Here is an 18763-nt window from a genome sequence, read left to right as displayed (position 1 = left end):
AGCGAGAAGGGCCCCGGCCGGTCGGCCGGGGCCCTTCTCGCTGCTCTGCGGGTTACGCGGTCTTCTGCTCGCCCTGGCCGCGCCCGCGGGAGTCCCTCGGGATCAGCGTCGGGTTGACGTTGGAGTGCACCACGTCGGCGGTGATGACCACGCGGGCCACGTCCTTGCGGGACGGCACCTCGTACATCACCGACATCAGGACCTCCTCCATGATGGCGCGCAGGCCGCGCGCGCCGGTCTGGCGGAGGATGGCCTGGTCCGCGATGGCCTCCAGCGCCTCGCGCTCGAAGTCCAGCTCCACGCCGTCGAGTTCGAAGAGGCGCTGGTACTGCTTGACCAGGGCGTTGCGCGGCTCGACCAGGATCTTGAGCAGGGCCTCGCGGTCGAGGTTGTGCACCGAGGTGATGACCGGGAGACGGCCGATGAACTCGGGGATCATCCCGAACTTCACCAGGTCCTCCGGCATGATGTCCTCGAAGATGTCCTTGGCCGCCAGCTCGCGCTTGGAGCGGATCGTGGCGCCGAAGCCGATGCCCTTGGCACCCGCCCGGGCCTCGATGATCTTCTCCAGGCCGGCGAAGGCACCGCCCACGATGAACAGCACGTTCGTCGTGTCGATCTGGATGAACTCCTGGTGCGGGTGCTTGCGCCCGCCCTGCGGCGGCACCGACGCGGTGGTGCCCTCGAGGATCTTCAGCAGCGCCTGCTGGACGCCCTCGCCGCTCACATCGCGGGTGATCGACGGGTTTTCGCTCTTCCGGGCGACCTTGTCGATCTCGTCGATGTAGATGATGCCCGTCTCGGCCTTCTTGACGTCGTAGTCGGCGGCCTGGATGAGCTTCAGCAGGATGTTCTCGACGTCCTCGCCGACATAGCCCGCCTCGGTCAGCGCGGTGGCGTCCGCGATGGCGAAGGGGACGTTGAGCATGCGGGCCAGGGTCTGGGCCAGCAGCGTCTTGCCGGAGCCGGTGGGGCCGAGCAGGAGGATGTTGGACTTGGCCAACTCGATGGCGTCCTCGCGGCCTTGGCCGCCGCCGTTCTCGCCGGCCTGGACGCGCTTGTAGTGGTTGTACACCGCGACGGAGAGGGCCTTCTTGGCCGCTTCCTGGCCGACCACGTAGCTCTCGAGGAACTCGTAGATCTCGCGGGGCTTGGGAAGTTCCTCCCAGCGCACCTCGCTGGTCTCCGCGAGCTCTTCCTCGATGATCTCGTTGCAGAGATCGATGCATTCGTCGCAGATGTACACACCGGGACCTGCGATGAGCTTCTTGACCTGCTTCTGGCTCTTGCCGCAGAACGAGCACTTGAGCAGATCGCCGCCGTCACCGATGCGTGCCACGGTGTGCTTCCCCTTCGCCTGGGAGACGACTGGACACAGAACGGGTCCAACGACTCCTGGTGCTGCCTTATGTCGACGGTACCTTGCCGGGCCCCGTGTTCGGGCCCCCCTTGGCAGGGTTCACTTTGACGTGCACCCTGCCAAGAGGGCCCGGAAGTGCGCAACCTCGGTCAGCGGACCGCTTCGTTGTTCATCTTGCGGGTGGAGATGATCTGGTCGACGAGGCCGTACTGGAGCGCCTCCTCGGCCGTGAGGATCTTGTCGCGCTCGATGTCCTCGCGGATCTTGTCCAGCGGCTGGTTCGAGTGCTTCGCGAGCATGTCCTCGAGCTGCTCACGCATCCGGGTGAACTCCTTGGCGATGATCTCCAGGTCGGAGAGCTGACCGCGCCCGGTGGAGCCCGCCGGCTGGTGGATCAGCACGCGCGAGTTCGGCAGCGCCATGCGCTTGCCGGGGGTGCCGGCGGCGAGCAGGATGGCCGCGGCCGAGGCGGCCTGGCCCATGCACACCGTCTGGATGTCCGGCTTCACGAACTGCATGGTGTCGTAGATGGCCGTGAGGGCCGTCATGTCACCGCCGGGGCTGTTGATGTAGATCGAGATGTCCCGGTCGGGGTCCATCGACTCCAGGCACAGGAGCTGCGCCATGACGTCGTTGGCCGAGGCGTCGTCGATCTGGACGCCCAGGAAGATCACGCGCTCCTCGAAGAGCTTCGCGTACGGGTCGTACTCGCGGACGCCCTGGGAAGTGCGCTCGACGAAGCGCGGGATGATGTAACGGCTGTCGGGGCGGGGGCCCTCGTACATGCCGCTGGCGGCGCCGGGGAAGTTGCTCATGGGGTGTTCACCGTCCTGGTGGCGTGCTGGGAGCTGTCGGTGGCGTGCGTGCGGAGTGGCCGGTCAGGCGCCGGTGCCGCCGCCTCCCGGGACACCCGAGGCGTGCGTGATGATCTCGTCGATGAGACCGTACTCCTTGGCCTCCTCCGGGGTGAACCAGCGGTCGCGGTCGCCGTCGCGGATGATCGCTTCCACCGTCTGGCCGGAGTGCTCGGCGGTCAGCTCGGACATGCGCTTCTTCGTACGCAGCAGGTACTCGGCCTGGATCTTGATGTCCGAGACCGTACCGCCGAGGCCCGCGGAGCCCTGGTGCATCATGATGTCCGCGTGCGGCAGCGCGAAGCGCTTGCCGGGGGCGCCGCCGGTGAGCAGGAACTGGCCCATCGAGGCGGCCATGCCCATGGCGATGGTGACCACGTCGTTCGGGATGTACTGCATGGTGTCGTAGATCGCCATGCCGGCCGTCACCGAGCCGCCGGGGCTGTTGATGTAGAGGTAGATGTCCTTCTCGGGGTCGGCGGCGAGGAGGAGCAACTGGGCGGTGATCTTGTTGGCGATGTCGTCGTCGACCTGCTGGCCGAGGAAGATGATCCGCTCGCCCAGCAGCCGGTTGTAGACCTGGTCGCCGAGGCCACCACCGATGGAGGGCTCGCCGGCGGCGGTAGGCATCAGATTCGTCACGTATCCACCTGCTCGTCTTACGACGGCGCCGGGCCGTCTCACGTCGTCCTGCCGGGGGCTTGGCGGGGTCGGCTGACTCCCCTGCCCCCCGTATTCATGGACCCTAACGCTCTGGTCCCCCCGGTGAATCCCGTGGAAGCAGGTGTTCGCCGGGGGCGTAGTGCTGTGTGGTGATGCAGCAGGCCCCCGGAAGACTCGCTTCCGGGGGCCTGCTGTCACACGGACGTACCTCGGGGTCAGCCCTCGGTCTTCTCGTCGGCGGTCTCGGTGGCGTCGGTGACCTCGGTGGTCTCCTCGGTCTCCTCGTCCTCGTCGTCCAGGTCGACGATCTCGCCGTTGGTGTCCTTGACGGTGGCGGCCTCGACCACGACGGCCAGGGCCTTGCCGCGGGCGACCTCGCCGACGAGCAGCGGAACCTGGCCGCCCTCGACGACGGCCTGGGCGAACTGGTCGGGGGACATGCCGGAGGAGGCGGCGCGGCGCATGAGGTGCTCGGTGAGCTCCTCCTGGTTGACGCCCAGGTTCTCCTTCTTCACCAGCTCGTCGAGGACGAACTGGGTCTTGATGCCCTTGACCGCGGCCTCACGGGTCTCGGTCTCGAACTCCTCGGCGGTCTTGCCCTGGATCTCCAGGTACTTGTCGAGGGTCAGGCCCATCTGGCCGAGCTGGTGGTGCTCCAGGTTGTGCTTGCGGGTGTTGACCTCGTCCTCGAGGAGCTTCTCGGGGACGGGGACCTCGACGAGCTCGAGGAGCTTGTCGAGCACGCGCTCCTGGGCCTGGGTGGCCTGGTCGTACTGCTTCATGTTGGCCAGCCGCTTGGTGCTGTCGGCCTTCAGCTCGTCCAGGGTGTCGAACTCGGACGCGAGCTGCGCGAAGTCGTCGTCCAGCTCGGGCAGTTCGCGGGCGGCGACCTGGGTGACCTTGACGGTGACCTCGGCCTCGCGGCCGGCGGCGGAGCCGCCCTTCAGCTCGGAGGTGAAGGTGGCCTCCTCGCCGGCGGACAGGCCCTTGACGGCCTCGTCGATGCCGTCGAGCAGCTCGCCGGAACCGATGGTGTAGGACACGCCGCTGGCGATGCCGTCCTCCAGCACCTCGCCGTCGACCTTGGCCTCGAGGTCGATTGTCACGACGTCGCCGTCCTCGGCGGCACGCTCGACCGGGGAGGTCGAGGCGAAGCGCTCACGGAGCTGCTCGACGGACTTCTCGACGTCCTCGTCGCTGACCTCGATGGCGTCGACCTCGACCTCGATGCCGGAGTAGTCCGGGATCTCGAGGGCCGGGCGGATGTCGACCTCGGCGGTGAAGTTCAGCGTCTCGCCGTCCTTCAGCTCGGTGATGTCGACCTCGGGCTGGCCCAGCGGGGTCAGCTCGGCCTCGTTGACCGCTTCGGTGTAGAACTTCGGGAGCGCGTCGTTGACGGCCTCCTCGAGCACCGCACCACGACCGAACCGCTGGTCGATGACCCGGGCCGGGATCTTGCCCTTGCGGAAGCCCTTCACCGTGACCTGCTGGTTGATCTTCTGGTACGCCGCGTCGAGGCTGTCCTTGAGCTCCTCGAAGGGCACCTCGACAGTGAGCCGAACCCGAGTCGGGTTCAGGGTCTCCACGGCGCTCTTCACGGTTCGGTCTCCTTGTGGCTGACTTCTTGGGTTCTGCCGGAGCCAGACAGCCCCGGCGGATAGCCGCCCGGAGGAGTAGCAGGCCATGAGGCCGGACACACGGGCGCGCAGCTTGCATAGTAACCGCAGCCGGTCAGCGCCCCAAAAGGCGATCTTCACGACACCGTGAGCCAGTGGTCGGGGTGGCGGGATTTGAACCCACGGCCTTCCGCTCCCAAAGCGGACGCGCTACCAAGCTGCGCCACACCCCGTCTGGTGCGAGTCGTAGGGTACATGCCCCGGCCGGGCGCGTCGCCGCCTCGCGCGGGGCACCGGGTGCCGCGCCGGAAGCAGCCCGGCAGCAGCCCGGCGCACCGCCAGGTTCGCCCGCACGCCGGGGGCTCCGCTACGATGCCTCCAGTGCCGCGGTCACCGACGCGCGGTGCGCTCTCGCGGGCGTAGCTCAATGGTAGAGCCCTAGTCTTCCAAACTAGCTACGCGGGTTCGATTCCCGTCGCCCGCTCCACACGACTCAGGGGCCCGGCTGCCGTCACGGCGGCGCCGGGCCCCTGAGTCGTTCGCGCGGCCTCAGAAGCTGATGGAGTTGACCATCTCCGCTATCGAGTTGAGGAAGCGGCTGATGGAGGGCGCCATCCCGGTGGAGGCGAGGAAGAAGCCGAAGAGGATGGCCACGATGGCCGGGCCGGCCTTGATGTTCCCTCCCCGCATCAACACCACCAGGATGATCGCCAACAGCAGCACCACGGACAGTGAAATGGCCACAACTGATCACACCCTCGGTCGGTTCGCTCTCCCGGCCTGGAGGCACCGTGCAGCACACCTCCGCCAGAACCATCGTGCCACCAACCAGCCCTCTGTATGCGGCTAGTGACACATCGTCGGCCGGCCACTTCGGTGCGGCGCATGCCCCGGACGCCAATTCGACGCCTCACCAGGGCTGATGGCGACGGTAATTGCCCAACATCATTTCCATACCCACACATCGCCGTTCAGGCCGTCGGGGCGGGCAATTCGAATTGAGCCGGGGCCGGTCGACATGACCCAATTAGGATGGATGAATCGGGACATCGAGGGGCAAAGAAACGGCCCTATTGTGCCTGTCATCACCCCCATCCCGCAGGCAAGTCGGGCGATTTCCCGGGTACCTGAAGCCGATAAACGTGAATGACCTCGATGGTTTTACGGACTCACACACGCGAGGCTAGGGTGCCTGAGATGTTCGACGCCTCCCCGTCCCCCGGTCAGACCCGTGCGCCGACGCCCCCGGCTGCCCAGCCGGTGCCGGAGAGATCCACGAAGCGGCGCGACTCGTTCTTCGACAACGCCAAGTACCTGGCGATCGTGCTGGTGGCGATGGGGCACTCGTGGGAGGCGCTGTACGCCGACAGCCGCGTCCTGCGGTCGCTCTACATATTCGTGTACACCTTCCACATGCCGGCGTTCATCATCATCTCCGGCTACTTCTCGCGCAGTTTCGACATGCGCCCGGACCGGCTGAAGCGGCTGATCACCGGCGTCGCCGTGCCGTACGTCGTCTTCGAGACGGCCTACTCGCTCTTCCGCGACCACTTCGGCCAGGACGGCGAGAGGGGGATCACCCTGCTCGACCCGTACTTCCTGTCGTGGTTCCTGGCGGCGCTGTTCGTCTGGCGGCTGACCACCCCGCTGTGGAAGGTGGTGCGGTGGCCGCTGCCGCTGGCCCTGGCGATCGCCATGCTGGCGACCGTCTCCCCCGCGATCAGCAACGACCTGGACTTCCAGCGGCTGTTGCAGTTCCTGCCCTGCTTCGTGCTGGGGCTGTGCCTGAAGCCCGAGCACTTCCGGATGGTGCGGACGCGGGCGATGCGCATCGCCTCGGTGCCGGTCGTCGCGGGCGCGCTGGCCGTCGCGTGGCTCGTGGTGCCGCACCTCGACTTCGGCTGGTTCTACCGCCGGGACGCCGCCCAGGAGATGGGCGCCCCGTGGTGGACCGGCCCGCTGATGACACTGGCCCTGTTCGCCTGCTCGGTGGTGCTGACGGCCTGCTTCCTGGCCTGGGTGCCGGGGCGCCGGATGTGGTTCACCTCGCTGGGCGCGGGCACGATCTGCGGCTATCTGCTGCACGGCTTCGTCCTCAAGTACACCCGCTGGGAGGGCTGGTACGACGCCCACTGGCTGCACAGCCCGCTCGGCGCGCTGCTGGTGACCGCCTTCGCGGTCACCGTCGTCACCCTGCTCTGCACGGCTCCGGTACGCCGGGTGTTCCGGTGCGTGATGGAGCCGAAGATGGAGTGGGCGTTCAAGCAGGACCCCGCCCAGCAGGCGCGGGAACGTCAGCACGGCGGGCAGCGGCAGCCCGTACGGGAGAAGGCGGGCGTGTAGCGCCCCTCCCCTACTCCCCTTCCGGCCGGCCGAGAAGCGCGCGCATCCGCGTGTACTTCTCGGTCAGTCGCGTGCGGGTCGGCTCGTCCAGGACCGCGAGGCGGGCCGGGTCGGCGTTGTGGGCGAGGTCGGCGTGTTTGACCAGGGCGGCACCCGGCGTGGCGAGGATGCGGCGGGCGTACTCCTCGGGCGGCTCGCCGGGGCGTTTGGTGAGGGCGAGCACGATGGCCTTGGTGCGCGGGGTGAGGGCGGCGCCGTCGAGCCACTCCTCGGTGAGCGCGTCGTCCTCGACGGCGTCGTGCAGCCAGGCCGCCGCGATCTGTTCCTCGTCGCCCCCGCGTACCCGTACCCCCTCGGCGACGGCCGCGAGGTGTTCGGCGTACGGGCGGCCCGCCTTGTCGGTCTGGCCGGCGTGGGCGCGGCGGGCGAGGTCCTCGACCAGGGCCAGGGTGAGCGCAGTCATCGGCCCAGTCTCGCACCGGGGTTCAGCGGACGGGCGCGGATGCCTCGCGGCAGATCAGCAGCAGCGCGCGGTCGTCGTTGACGTCCTTGGCGACGGCCTCGATGAGGTGCCAGGCGGCGCCGTGGAAGCCGCCGGCGACATAGCGGTCGGCCTCACCGGTGAGGCGGTCGATGCCCTCGGCGATGTCCCGGTCGGAGGCCTCCACCAGACCGTCGGTGAAGAGCATCAGGACGTCTCCGGGCCTCAGGGTGCCCTTCGTCGAGTCGAACTGCCCCCCGTCGTACACCCCGAGGAGCGGGCCCTCGGCGGCCTTCTCCTCCCAGCGGCCGGTGCCCGCGCTGAGCTGGAGGCCCGGCGGGTGACCAGCGGAGTACAGCTCGTAGTCGCCGGAGTCGAGGTCGAGCACCAGGTGGATGGAGGTGGCGAAGCCCTCCTCCCAGTCCTGGCGGAGCAGATAGCCGTTGGCGGCGGGCAGGAAGGAGTGCGGGGGCAGCGAGCCGAGCAGGCCGCCGAAGGCGCCGGAGAGCAGCAGGGCGCGGGAACCGGCGTCCATGCCCTTGCCGGAGACGTCGGTGAGGACGACCTCCAGGGTGCGGCCCCCGTTGGTGCGGGCGGCGACGACGAAGTCACCGGAGAAGGACTGGCCGCCCGCCGGGCGCAGCGCCATCTCCTGGTGCCAGCCTCGCGGCAGCTTGGGCAACTCGCTCTGGGCGCGGATGCGTTCGCGGAGGTCGAAGAGCATGGTGCCGCCGCGCCGCCAGGGCACACCGACCCGGCTGCGGAACTGCGCGGTCAGCAGCCCGAAGAACCCGCAGGCGGCGACGACCAGCACGATGCCGGGGGTGACCCTGGAGGGTCCCTCGGTGTACGGGCCGAGTCGCACGGACTCCACGATGAGGGCGGCGGCGGCCGTGGCGTACAGCCCGAGGAGGCTGGCGGGGCGCAGCACCAGGCCGCCCGCGACGATCGGGATGACCAGGGTGGCCGGTGAGCACCAGACGGAGTTGGCCAGTGTGAGGGCCATGAGGACGGGAATGGTGAGGAGCAGGCCGACCAGGGCGATCCAGTCGGGGCCGTCGCCGCGGAAGTAGTCGACCGCGCTTCTGCGCAGCGCGACGCGGACCCGGTGCCACTGCATCTTCCACCGGGCCGTGAACGTCTCGGCCTTCGCGCGCCGTTCTCGTCCTGCTGCCATCAGTTCGGGACCCTATCCATCCAGCCGGCCGCATGGCACGGGAGGTCCCACTTGTCCCCCGTGCGGGGCTCACTTCGTGTTTAGACCACGCGGTCCGACTACACAGTGAACGGCACGTGAGGCCATCCGCGCTGCCACCCGGCGGAAATTTCCCGCCCTCCCGGGCGGCGGACTGCGCTTCCTGGCAGGACATAACGGGGCGCACGACCGGTTCACGGATGCGCACGGGGCGCACGAGGTCAGCGGAGCTGGCAGGCGGGGCACCAGAAGAGGTTGCGGGCGGCGAGCCCGGCGGTACGGATCTCGGTGCCGCAGAGATGACAGGGCAGGGTGGCCCGGCGGTAGACGTAGACCTCGCCGCCGTGATCGTCGACGCGGGGCGGGCGGCCCATCGCCTCCGGGGTGTGCTCGGGGCGGACGGTGTCGATGCGGTTGAGGCGTACGCCCTCGCGCATCAGGGCAACCAGGTCGGCCCAGATCGCGTCCCACTCGGCCCCGGTGAGGTCGCGGCCGGCGCGGTAGGGGTCGATGCCGTGCCGGAAGAGGACCTCGGCGCGGTAGACGTTGCCGACGCCCGCGATGACCTTCTGGTCCATCAGCAGGGCGGCGATCGAGGTGCGGCTGCGCCTGATCCGCTCCCAGGCGGCGGCCGGGTCGGCGTCGGGACGCAGCGGGTCGGGACCGAGGCGGGCGTGGACGGCCCTCTTCTCGCTGTCGGTGATCAGCGCGCAGGTGGTCGGGCCGCGCAGGTCGACGTACGCGGTGTCGTTGGCGAGGCGGAGCCGGACCGTGTCGGCCGGCGGGGGCGCGGGGGCCGGGCCGAAGGCGACCTTGCCGAAGAGGCCGAGGTGGATGTGGACCCAGTCGCTGTCGCGGAAGCCGAGGAAGAGGTGCTTGCCGTGGGCGTCGGTGGTGGTCAGCCCCGCGCCGGTCAGCAGCTCGGCGGCGTCGGTGAACTTGCCCTGGGGGCTGGTCACCAGCGGTGCGGTGCCGGCGAAGCGCTCGGCGTAGTCCTGCGCCAGCCGGTGGATCGTGTGCCCTTCTGGCACGGCCGGGCGTCCTTCCTGGGTCCGCTGGGGCCCCCGCCGCGTCTCGGACGGCGGGGGCGGTGCCGCGTTACTGCTGGGGGTGGTGCGCCGGGATGGGCGGGAGGTCGCCGGTGTTCTCGTACTCCGTCAGCATGTCGATGCGGCGGACGTGGCGCTCTTCGCCGGAGAACGGGGTGGCCAGGAAGATCTCGACGAACTTGGTCGCCTCGTCCTCGGTGTGCTGCCGGGCGCCGACGGCGATGACGTTGGCGTCGTTGTGCTCGCGGCCGAGCGCCGCGGTCTCCTCGCTCCAGGCGAGGGCGGCGCGCACCCCCTTCACCTTGTTGGCGGCGATCTGCTCGCCGTTGCCGGAGCCGCCGATCACGATGCCGAGGGAGCCGGGGTCCGCGACGGTGCGCTCGGCGGCCCGGAGGCAGAAGGGCGGGTAGTCGTCCTGGGCGTCGTAGATGTGCGGCCCGCAGTCGACGGGCTCGTGCCCCGCCGCCTTCAGCCACTCGACGAGGTGGTTCTTGAGTTCGTAGCCCGCATGGTCGGAGCCGAGATACACGCGCATGCACCGAGTGTGTCACGCCCGATTCCGGGCAGCAGCTCCGGGTTCGATCGGGATATGTGAGACGGGCCATAGAACCTCAAGCGAACCTCAGGTAACAATCCGGATTCAGAGGTTCCCGAATTGGTTCCCCTCAGATTCACTGGACCGCCTCGTACACCGCTCGTGCGAGGCCCCGTACGACGTCGTACGACTTTTTCGCCGTCCGTACGGGAACCGCTCCACCTGGCGCAAAGGAATTCCGTCCATGTCCCATGGTTCCGGGCTGCAAGCAGGTCTCAAGAACCGTCACCTTTCGATGATCGCCATCGGTGGTGTGATCGGTGCCGGCCTTTTCGTCGGCTCCAGTACGGGTATCGCCACGGCGGGCCCCGGCATCCTGCTGTCCTACGCCCTCGTCGGCACGCTCGTCGTCCTCGTGATGCGGATGCTGGGCGAGATGTCCGCGGCCAACCCGACCTCCGGGTCCTTCTCCGCGCACGCCGACCGTGCGCTCGGCCGCTGGGCCGGGTTCTCCATCGGCTGGCTGTACTGGTTCTTCTGGGTCGTGGTGCTCGCCGTCGAGGCGACCGCCGGCGCGAAGATCCTGGAGGGCTGGATACCGGCCGTCCCGCAGTGGGGCTGGGCGCTGATCGTGATGCTGGTGCTCACGGCGACCAACCTGGTCTCGGTGGGCTCCTACGGTGAGTTCGAGTTCTGGTTCGCCGGGATCAAGGTCGTCGCGATCGGCGCGTTCATCGTGGTCGGCGTGCTCGCGATCTTCGGTGTGCTGCCGGGTGTCCACAGCGACAAGGCGGGCCTGTCCAACCTCACCGCGCACGGGGGCTTCCTGCCGCACGGGCCGGGCGCCATCCTCACCGGTGTGCTGCTGGTCGTCTTCTCCTTCATGGGCAGCGAGATCGCCACGCTGGCGGCCGGCGAGTCGGAGAACCCGCAGCGCGCGGTCACCAAGTCGACCAACAGCATCATCTGGCGCATCGCGGTGTTCTACCTGGGCTCGATCCTCGTCGTGGTCTCGCTGCTGCCGTGGAACGACCCGTCGATCAAGACCGACGGTTCCTACGTCGCCGCGCTGAACTCGCTGGGCATCGCGCACGCCGGTGAGATCATGAACTTCATCGTGCTGACCTCGGTGCTGTCCTGCCTGAACTCGGGTCTGTACACCGCGTCCCGCATGGCGTTCTCGCTCGGCGAGCGGGGAGACGCGCCGAAGGCGTTCGCCAAGACCAACTCCCGCGGTGTGCCGATGGCCGCGATCCTGGCTTCGGTGCTGTTCGGCTTCGTCGCGGTGTTCTTCAACTACAAGTTCCCCGACTCGGTCTTCCTCTTCCTGGTCAACTCCAGCGGCGCGGTCGCGCTCTTCGTGTGGCTGGTCATCTGCTTCTCGCAGCTCCGGATGCGGAAGATCATCCAGCGTGAGGCGCCGGAGAAGCTCGTCGTGAAGATGTGGCTGTACCCGTACCTCACCTGGGCCACGGCCGCCCTCATCGTCTTCGTCCTCGGCTACATGCTGACCGACACGGAACACGACGGCCGCGAGACGGTCCTGCTGTCCCTGATGGTGGCTGCAGTCGTCCTGGTCATCGCCTTCGTCAAGCAGTCGGTGACGGCGAAGAAGACCCGGTCGGAGGTCCCGGCGACGGAGGACCCGGAGAAGGTCCCGACGGTCTGACACCCGCCCGCCGAAGCCCGGTGCCCCGAGGAGATCCCCTCGCGGCACCGGGCTTCGCCGCGTCGGGCTCTACCCTTCCGGCATGGTGACGCGGCGATTCGTCGGTGTGGGAGGGGTACGGCTCGCCTACCGGGTGTGGGGGCCGCCGGAGGGTCCACCGCTGGTCCTCCTGCCCGCGCTGGGCGAGGTGAGCGGCGACTGGGACACGGTGGCCGCGGGGCTGGCGCACGGGCGGCGGGTGTACGCGGTGGACCTGCGCGGGCACGGGGACAGCGGCCGGCCGGGGACGTACTCCCTGGAGCTGATGCGCGCCGACGTCCTGGGGTTCCTGGACGCCCTCGGGCTGGACCGGATCGACCTGGTCGGGCACTCGATGGGCGGCATCGTGGCGTACCTCGTCGCGGCGGCCCGGCCCGGCCGGGTGGACCGGCTGGTCCTGGAGGACGTCGGTGCGCCGTACCCCCCTGCGGTAAGGGCACCGGAGCGGCCGGACGGGGAGGTGCCCTTCGACTGGGCGATGGTGATCGCCGTCCGCCGGCAGATCGACACCCCGCCCGCCGACTGGGCGGCCGCGCTCGGTCGCATCACCGCCAGCACCCTGATCCTGGCCGGCGGCCCCCGCAGCCACGTCCCCGGGGAGAGCGTCGCCGAGCTGGCCCGCCTGATCCCCGACGCCCGGCTGCGCACGATCCCCGTGGGCCATCTGATCCACCGGGAGGCACCGGAGGCGTTCACGACAGCGGTGACGGAGTTCCTGGGCGGCCCCTCCGCCGACCGGTAGCGGGGGCGACGGACCTGCCGGGAACGGCGAAGGCCCGCCTCCTGCCTTGGGGAGGCGGGCCTTGTGCCGGTGTGGGTCAGCCCTTGTTCGTCAGCTTCCAGGCCGTGGGAAGCACGCCCATCGCCAGCGCCGCCTTCAGGGCGTCGCCGATGAGGAAGGGGGTCAGGCCCGCCGCGATGGCCGCCGTGGCGGACATGTGGGCGGCGAAGGCCAGGTAGGGGACGCCCACCGCGTAGATGATCGCCTCGCCGAGGAGCATCGTGCCGGCCATGCGGAGCGGGGAGCGGTCCGCGCCCCGGCGGGCCAGGGCGCCCACGGCCGCGGCGGCGAGGAGCATGCCGAGGACGTAGCCGAAGGAGACGGAGGTGCCGGAACCGCCCTGGGCGAACCACGGCACACCGGCGAGGCCCGCGGCGGCGTACAGCGCGAGGGCGGCGAAGCCGCGGCGGGCGCCGAGCGTCGTGCCGACCAGCAGCGCGGCGAAGGTCTGCCCCGTCACCGGCACCGGCGAGCCGGGCACGGGCACCGCGATCTGGGCCGCGAGACCGGTGAGCGCCGCACCGCCCAGCACGAGGACGGCGTCGCGCACGCGCGTGGGGGCACCGCCCTGCTCGAGCGAAGCCGAGAGCTTGGGGGAGGGAAGGAGGTCGGCGAGGACGGCGCCGGGCCGAGCGGTGACGCTGGCGGTGCTCATGGGGACTCCGCGGGTCTGTGGACAGGGCAGGGGACAACACCGCGACGCTATACCGGGGCTCACCCGCCGATCACCGTCTGTGCTCGACAAAGGCGTGAACAGGGGCTTGGTGGGCTTCGCACAAAGGATGCGACTTACACCGGGACCGGCGTGACACCGGTCACCGAGCCCTCCGGCGCGGGTAAACGGACGTAAGCATTCCGTAAGCAGAACGTCCGCATACCGGACACTCCCCGTACCCTCCGGCCGGCTTCACCCAGACTGGGGGAGTTTTTACCCACCTACCGCACTGGACGAGCCGCGCCGATGCCCCGCACCACCACGCAAGCGCCCCAGGAGCAGAAGCAGGGCGTCCCGCTCTCCTCCGGCCTCAAACAGCGCCACCTCTCCATGATCGCCCTGGGCGGGGTGATCGGCGCGGGCCTGTTCGTCGGCTCCGGCGCCGGCATCGCCGCGGCGGGCCCCTCCATCGTCGTCGCCTACACCCTCTCCGGCCTGCTGGTCCTGCTGGTGATGCGGATGCTGGGCGAGCTGTCGTCGGCGTACCCCTCCTCGGGTTCGTTCTCCGCGCACGCCGAGCGGGCGATCGGTCCGTGGGCCGGGTTCACGGTCGGCTGGTCGTTCTGGGTCATGCAGTGCACGGTGGTCGGCCTGGAGGGCATCGGCGCCGGAAAGATCGTCAGCGGCTGGCTGCCCGGCACCCCGCAGTGGGCCTGGGTCGCGCTGTTCATGCTGATCTTCTGCGGCGCCAACCTGACCGCGGTGAAGAACTTCGGCGAGTTCGAGTTCTGGTTCGCCGCCCTGAAGGTCGCCGCGATCTGCGCGTTCCTGCTGCTCGGCGTGCTGGCCATCGCGGGCGTGCTGCCCGGCACCCCCTCCCCCGGCACCTCCCACCTCACCGACTTCCTGCCCAACGGCGGCGAGGGCCTGGTCCTCGGCCTGCTCGCGTCGGTGTTCGCGTACGGCGGCCTGGAGACGGTCACCATCGCGGCCGCCGAGTCCGAGGACCCGGTGCGGGGCGTGGCGAGCGCGGTGCGCACCACGATGTGGCGGATCGCGCTGTTCTACATCGGCTCGATGGCCGTCGTCGTCACCCTGGTCCCGTGGGACTCGAAGGAGGTCGTCGAGCGCGGCCCGTACGTCGCCGCCCTGGACACCCTCGGCATCCCCGGCGCCGGCCGCGTGATGGACGTCGTGGTGCTGGCCGCCCTGCTCTCCGCGATGAACGCCAACATCTACGGCTCCTCGCGCATGCTGCACTCCCTGGTCCAGCGGGGTCTCGGCCCGAAGGTGCTGGCGAAGGCGTCCGGCGGGGTGCCCCGGATCGCGGTCCTGGTCTCGTCGGTGTTCGGCTTCGGCTGTGTGCTGCTGAGCTACTGGCGCCCGGACGACGTCTTCATGTGGCTGCTGAACATGATCGGCGCCGTCATCCTGGTCGTCTGGATGTTCGTCGGCGCCTCCCAGCTCCTGCTGCGCCGCCGTGCCGAGCGTGCCGGTGACGCGCCGCCCGCCGTACGGATGTGGGCGTTCCCCTGGCTGACCTGGGCCGCGCTGCTGGGCATGGTGGTGATCCTGGTCCTGATGGCCCGGCAGCCCGACACCCGCGTCCAGCTCTACTCCACCGGCGGCCTGACCCTGGCCCTGGCGGCGGGCGGTTACGTCTGGCAGCGGGGGCGCACCCGCGACTGAGTCCCCGTGAAGAAGGCCCCCGCGTGCACGACACGTGGGGGCCTTCTTCGTACCCCCTTGCCCGCGAGCAGCCTTTTGTTGCTAGCGTGTAGTTGCAAGTAAGTTGCAATAAGGCTCGGAGGGGACCCGTCCATGCCCGTCTACACGTTGCCCGAACTGCCCTACGACTACGCCGCGCTCGCCCCCGTCATCAGCCCCGAGATCATCGAGCTGCACCACGACAAGCACCACGCGGCCTATGTGAAGGGCGCCAACGACACCCTGGAGCAGCTCGCCGAGGCGCGGGACAAGGACGCCTGGGGCTCGGTGAACGGGCTGGAGAAGAACCTCGCCTTCCACCTTTCCGGCCACATCCTGCACAGCATCTACTGGCAGAACATGACCGGCCCGAAGGACGGCGGCGGCGAGCCGCTGGAGCAGGACGGCGTGGGCGAGCTGGCGGACGCCATCAAGGAGTCGTTCGGCTCCTTCGCGGCCTTCAAGGCCCAGTTGACCAAGGCGTCGGCCACCACCCAGGGCTCCGGCTGGGGCGTGCTGGCGTACGAGCCGCTGAGCGGGCGGCTGATCGTGGAGCAGATCTACGACCACCAGGGCAACGTCGGCCAGGGCTCGACGCCGGTGCTGGTCTTCGACGCCTGGGAGCACGCCTTCTACCTGCAGTACAAGAACCAGAAGGTGGACTTCATCGAAGCGATGTGGCAGGTCGTGAACTGGCAGGACGTGGCCCGGCGCTACACGGCGGCCAAGTCCCGCGCGGACGTGCTGCTGCCGGCCCCCTGAGGACCCCCGGAAGTTCCCCGAGCGTCCCGCCTCGTGATCGTCTTCTCAACCTTCACCCGGCGGGCGGATGAAGGAGGCCCCCCGCGAGGACGTGACTCGCGGGGGGCCTCTTCTGCGGCTTGTCCGGGTGCGGCTAGAGGTTGCTGAAGTCCGGGCCGGCCGTGCGGGTGCGCTTCAGCTCGTAGAAGCCCGGCACCGAGGCGACCGCGAGGGTGCCGTCCCACAGGCGGGCCGCCTCCTCGCCCTTGGGCGCCGGGGTGACCACGGGGCCGAAGAAGGCGATCTGCTCGCCGTCCGCGCCGGGGACCGCGATGACCGGGGTGCCCACGTCCTGGCCGACCTTCTCGATGCCCTCCTTGTGGGAGGCACGCAGCTCGGCGTCGAACTCGAAGTCGGTCTGGTCGAAGTACTCGATCAGACCGGCGGGCAGGCCCACCTCGTCGAGCGCGCCCACGACGGCCTCGCGGCTCGGGCCCTCGCCGTCGTTGTGGATGCGGGTGCCGAGCGCGGTGTAGAGGGGGCCGAGCACGTCCGCGCCGTGCTTCTGCCAGGCGGCGGTGACCACCCGTACCGGCTGCCACGCCTTGGTGGCGAGCATCTCCCGGTACTCCTCGGGCAGCTCGTCGATGCGGTCCTCGTTGAGGACGGCGAGGCTCATGATGTGCCAGCGCACCTCGATGTCCCGGACCTTCTCCACCTCCAGCACCCAGCGGGAGGTCATCCAGGCCCAGGGGCAGAGCGGGTCGAACCAGAAGTCCACCGGGGTCTTGCCCGACGTGGTCGCGGTCTCGGACATGTCTCTCCTCGCGAGAAGGTCTTTTCCAGCGGCAACAGCGCCTTCGGCCGCGCAATTCCCCGATGCCGCCGGTCAGGGCCGCATGGCAGGATCGTGCCGTTCAGTGCCCCACATCATGCGACCACAAGGGAGTGCCGCCCGTGCCCGGTGAGAATCTGTCCCGTGACGAGGCCCGTGAGCGGGCCGCCCTGCTGTCCGTCGACGGGTACGAGGTGGCGCTGGACCTGCGCTCCGCCGTGGGCGAGTCCGACGACGAGCCGCGCACCTTCCGCTCGGTGACCACCATCCGCTTCCGCTGCGCCGAGCCGGGCGCGACGAGCTTCGCCGACCTGATCGCCCCGAGCGTGACCGCGGTCTCCCTCAACGGCCGCGACCTCGACCCCGGCGAGGTGTTCGACGGCACCCGGATCGCGCTGGAGGACCTGGCCGCCGACAACGAGCTGGTCGTGGACGCCCAGTGCGCCTACTCCCGCACCGGCGAGGGCATGCACCGCTTCGTGGACCCCGAGGACGGCGAGGTCTACCTCTACACGCAGTACGAACCGGCCGACGCCCGCAGGGTGTTCGCGGGCTTCGAGCAGCCCGACCTCAAGGCGCCCTTCCGCTTCGAGGTCCGCGCGCCCGAGGGCTGGACGGTCTGGAGCAACGGTGCCGGTGAACTCGCGGACGGTGTCTGGCGGTTCGCGGAGACCAAGCCGATCTCCACGTACATCACCTGCGTGGTCGCGGGCCCGTACCACTATGTGACCGATTCCTACGAGCGGGTGCTGGCGGACGGGTCCACGCTGGAGATCCCGCTCGGCGCGATGTGCCGCAAGGGCCTGGCGCCCTACTTCGACACCGACGACATCTTCCTGATCACCAAGCAGGGGCTGGACTTCTTCCACGAGAACTTCGACTACCCGTACCCGTTCGGGAAGTACGACCAGGCGTTCGTGCCGGAGTACAACCTCGGGGCGATGGAGAACCCCGGACTGGTCACCTTCCGGGAGGAGTACATCTTCCGGGGCAAGGTCACGCAGGCGTCGTACGAGGCGCGGGCCAACGTGATCCTGCACGAGATGGCGCACATGTGGTTCGGTGACCTGGTCACCATGGTCTGGTGGGACGACCTGTGGCTGAAGGAGTCCTTCGCGGACTTCATGGGCACCTTCGGCAACGTGGGCGCGACCCGCTTCAAGGACGCCTGGACGACGTTCGCCAACCGCCGCAAGGCGTGGGCCTACCGCGCGGACCAGCTCCCCTCCACGCACCCCATCACCGCCGACATCCGCGACCTCCAGGACGCCAAGCTCAACTTCGACGGCATCACCTACGCCAAGGGCGCCTCCGTCCTCAAGCAGCTGGTGGCGTACGTCGGACAGGACGCCTTCCTGGAGGGCGCCCGGCGCTACTTCAAGCGGCACGCCTACGGCAACACCCGTCTGGGCGACCTGCTTTCGGTGCTCGCGGAGACCAGCGGCCGGGACATGACGGCGTGGGCGGCGGCCTGGCTGCAGACGGCCGGTGTCAACTCCCTGACTCCGCAGGTGCTGCTGGACGACGAGGGCCGGATCGACGAGCTGGCCGTGCTCCAGGAGGCCCCCGAGTCCCACCCCGAGCTGCGCCCGCACCGGGTGAGGGTGGGCCTGTACCGGCTGGGCGGGTCGGGCGCGCTGGAGCGGTACCGGAGCGTCGAGGTGGACGTCGAGGGCCCGCGCACGGTGCTGCCCGAGCCGGCCGGAGCCGAGGCTCCCGATCTCGTCCTGGTCAACGACGACGACCTCACCTACTGCAAGATCCGTTTCGACGAGACCTCGCTCGCCACCCTCCGCGACCACCTCGGTGACCTGGCCGACCCCCTCGCCCGCGCCCTGTGCTGGTCGGCGCTGTGGAACATGACGCGGGACGGCCTGCTGCCCGCGCGGGAGTTCGTCGCGCTGGTGCTGCGGTTCGCGGGCCGGGAGTCCGACATCGGCGTGCTCCAGATGCTGCACGCCTGGGCCGGCACGGCCCTGGAGCGGTACGCGGCTCCCGAGTGGCGGGCCACGGGCGGCGAGCTGCTGGCGCAGGGCGCGCTGAAGGAGCTGCGGTCGGCCGAGCCGGGCAGCGAGGCGCAGTTGGCCTGGGCGCGCTTCTTCGCCTCGGTCGCGACCGGCACGGCCGACCTCGCCCTGCTGAAGGACCTGCTGGACGGCACCGAGGCGGTCGAGGGTCTCACCGTGGACCAGGAGCTGCGGTGGGCGTTCCTGGAGCCGCTCGCCGCGCACGGGGTGGCC

At 69.6% G+C, this 18763-nt stretch carries 17 protein-coding genes and 2 tRNA genes; 7 read left to right on the top strand and 12 right to left on the bottom strand.

Annotated elements, in window-relative coordinates:
- Positions 1-52: 52 nt before the first annotated feature.
- From clpX to CCN33_RS06935, 5 genes are all read right to left on the bottom strand, one after another.
- The gene (clpX, locus tag CCN33_RS06955; RefSeq protein ID WP_086692315.1) at positions 53-1339 is read right to left on the bottom strand and encodes an ATP-dependent Clp protease ATP-binding subunit ClpX; all 1287 of its coding nucleotides are present in this window, start codon (positions 1337-1339) and stop codon (positions 53-55) included.
- Positions 1340-1509: 170 nt separating this feature from the next.
- Positions 1510-2175, bottom strand: a complete 666-nt coding sequence (locus tag CCN33_RS06950; RefSeq protein ID WP_086692312.1) for an ATP-dependent Clp protease proteolytic subunit — start codon at positions 2173-2175, stop codon at positions 1510-1512.
- 63 nt (positions 2176-2238) lie between these two features.
- Positions 2239-2856 (bottom strand): ATP-dependent Clp protease proteolytic subunit, encoded by a 618-nt coding sequence (locus CCN33_RS06945; protein ID WP_086692310.1) that lies wholly within the window; start codon positions 2854-2856, stop codon positions 2239-2241.
- A gap of 236 nt (positions 2857-3092) precedes the next feature.
- Positions 3093-4475: a trigger factor gene (tig, locus tag CCN33_RS06940; protein ID WP_086692308.1), complete on the bottom strand. Its 1383-nt coding sequence runs from the start codon at positions 4473-4475 to the stop codon at positions 3093-3095.
- Between the two features lie 174 nt (positions 4476-4649).
- Positions 4650-4726: transfer RNA gene (locus CCN33_RS06935), tRNA-Pro, on the bottom strand.
- Between the two features lie 180 nt (positions 4727-4906).
- Here CCN33_RS06935 and CCN33_RS06930 point away from each other — a divergent pair.
- Positions 4907-4980 (top strand) — tRNA-Gly (locus CCN33_RS06930).
- A gap of 62 nt (positions 4981-5042) precedes the next feature.
- On the opposite strand, the gene CCN33_RS06925 is transcribed toward CCN33_RS06930, so the two are convergent.
- Positions 5043-5237, bottom strand: coding sequence for a hypothetical protein (locus CCN33_RS06925; RefSeq protein WP_030814126.1), 195 nt, complete (start codon positions 5235-5237; stop codon positions 5043-5045).
- A gap of 453 nt (positions 5238-5690) precedes the next feature.
- Here CCN33_RS06925 and CCN33_RS06920 point away from each other — a divergent pair, with 453 nt between their 5' ends.
- Positions 5691-6836, top strand: a complete 1146-nt coding sequence (locus CCN33_RS06920; RefSeq protein WP_244173712.1) for an acyltransferase family protein — start codon at positions 5691-5693, stop codon at positions 6834-6836.
- Positions 6837-6846: 10 nt separating this feature from the next.
- On the opposite strand, the gene CCN33_RS06915 is transcribed toward CCN33_RS06920, so the two are convergent.
- The 4 genes from CCN33_RS06915 to CCN33_RS06900 all read right to left on the bottom strand — a co-directional run bounded on the left by CCN33_RS06915 (position 6847) and on the right by CCN33_RS06900 (position 10096).
- Positions 6847-7299, bottom strand: a complete 453-nt coding sequence (locus CCN33_RS06915) for an HD domain-containing protein (protein WP_086692304.1) — start codon at positions 7297-7299, stop codon at positions 6847-6849.
- A 22-nt stretch (positions 7300-7321) separates the two neighbouring features.
- On the bottom strand, positions 7322-8494 hold the full coding sequence (locus tag CCN33_RS06910) for a PP2C family protein-serine/threonine phosphatase (RefSeq protein ID WP_086692302.1): 1173 nt from the start codon (positions 8492-8494) through the stop codon (positions 7322-7324).
- 239 nt (positions 8495-8733) lie between these two features.
- A complete protein-coding gene (locus CCN33_RS06905) occupies positions 8734-9543 on the bottom strand; it encodes an Fpg/Nei family DNA glycosylase (RefSeq protein ID WP_086692301.1) in 810 nt (269 codons plus the stop codon).
- Positions 9544-9610: 67 nt separating this feature from the next.
- Entirely contained in the window at positions 9611-10096 is a 486-nt protein-coding gene (locus CCN33_RS06900) for a ribose-5-phosphate isomerase (protein ID WP_086692299.1), read from the bottom strand.
- A 244-nt stretch (positions 10097-10340) separates the two neighbouring features.
- On the opposite strand from CCN33_RS06900, the gene CCN33_RS06895 reads away from it, so the two are divergent.
- Both CCN33_RS06895 and CCN33_RS06890 read left to right on the top strand, forming a co-directional pair.
- On the top strand, positions 10341-11765 hold the full coding sequence (locus tag CCN33_RS06895; RefSeq protein WP_086692297.1) for an amino acid permease: 1425 nt from the start codon (positions 10341-10343) through the stop codon (positions 11763-11765).
- Between the two features lie 82 nt (positions 11766-11847).
- Positions 11848-12546, top strand: coding sequence for an alpha/beta fold hydrolase (locus tag CCN33_RS06890; RefSeq protein WP_086692295.1), 699 nt, complete (start codon positions 11848-11850; stop codon positions 12544-12546).
- A gap of 76 nt (positions 12547-12622) precedes the next feature.
- Here CCN33_RS06890 and CCN33_RS06885 read toward each other — a convergent pair whose 3' ends face one another.
- Positions 12623-13240 (bottom strand): biotin transporter BioY, encoded by a 618-nt coding sequence (locus CCN33_RS06885; RefSeq protein ID WP_086692293.1) that lies wholly within the window; start codon positions 13238-13240, stop codon positions 12623-12625.
- Between the two features lie 306 nt (positions 13241-13546).
- On the opposite strand from CCN33_RS06885, the gene CCN33_RS06880 reads away from it, so the two are divergent.
- Positions 13547-14929, top strand: a complete 1383-nt coding sequence (locus tag CCN33_RS06880) for an amino acid permease (protein WP_086692291.1) — start codon at positions 13547-13549, stop codon at positions 14927-14929.
- A 132-nt stretch (positions 14930-15061) separates the two neighbouring features.
- Positions 15062-15709 carry a superoxide dismutase gene (locus tag CCN33_RS06875; RefSeq protein ID WP_086692289.1) on the top strand — a complete coding sequence of 216 codons (648 nt, stop codon included), beginning with the start codon at positions 15062-15064 and terminating at the stop codon, positions 15707-15709.
- A 133-nt stretch (positions 15710-15842) separates the two neighbouring features.
- Here the strand turns inward: CCN33_RS06875 and CCN33_RS06870 are convergent, their stop codons facing one another.
- Positions 15843-16505 carry a mycothiol-dependent nitroreductase Rv2466c family protein gene (locus tag CCN33_RS06870; RefSeq protein WP_086692287.1) on the bottom strand — a complete coding sequence of 221 codons (663 nt, stop codon included), beginning with the start codon at positions 16503-16505 and terminating at the stop codon, positions 15843-15845.
- A gap of 140 nt (positions 16506-16645) precedes the next feature.
- On the opposite strand from CCN33_RS06870, the gene pepN reads away from it, so the two are divergent.
- Positions 16646-18763: aminopeptidase N (gene pepN / locus CCN33_RS06865; RefSeq protein ID WP_086692285.1), on the top strand; the 2118-nt coding region annotated here is incomplete at its 3' end.

The organism is Streptomyces recifensis, assembly GCF_002154615.1.
Classification (GTDB): Bacteria; Actinomycetota; Actinomycetes; order Streptomycetales; family Streptomycetaceae; genus Streptomyces; species Streptomyces griseoluteus.
The sequence above is the reverse complement of the archived record's forward strand: the minus strand, read 5'-3'. Positions and strand labels throughout refer to the sequence as shown.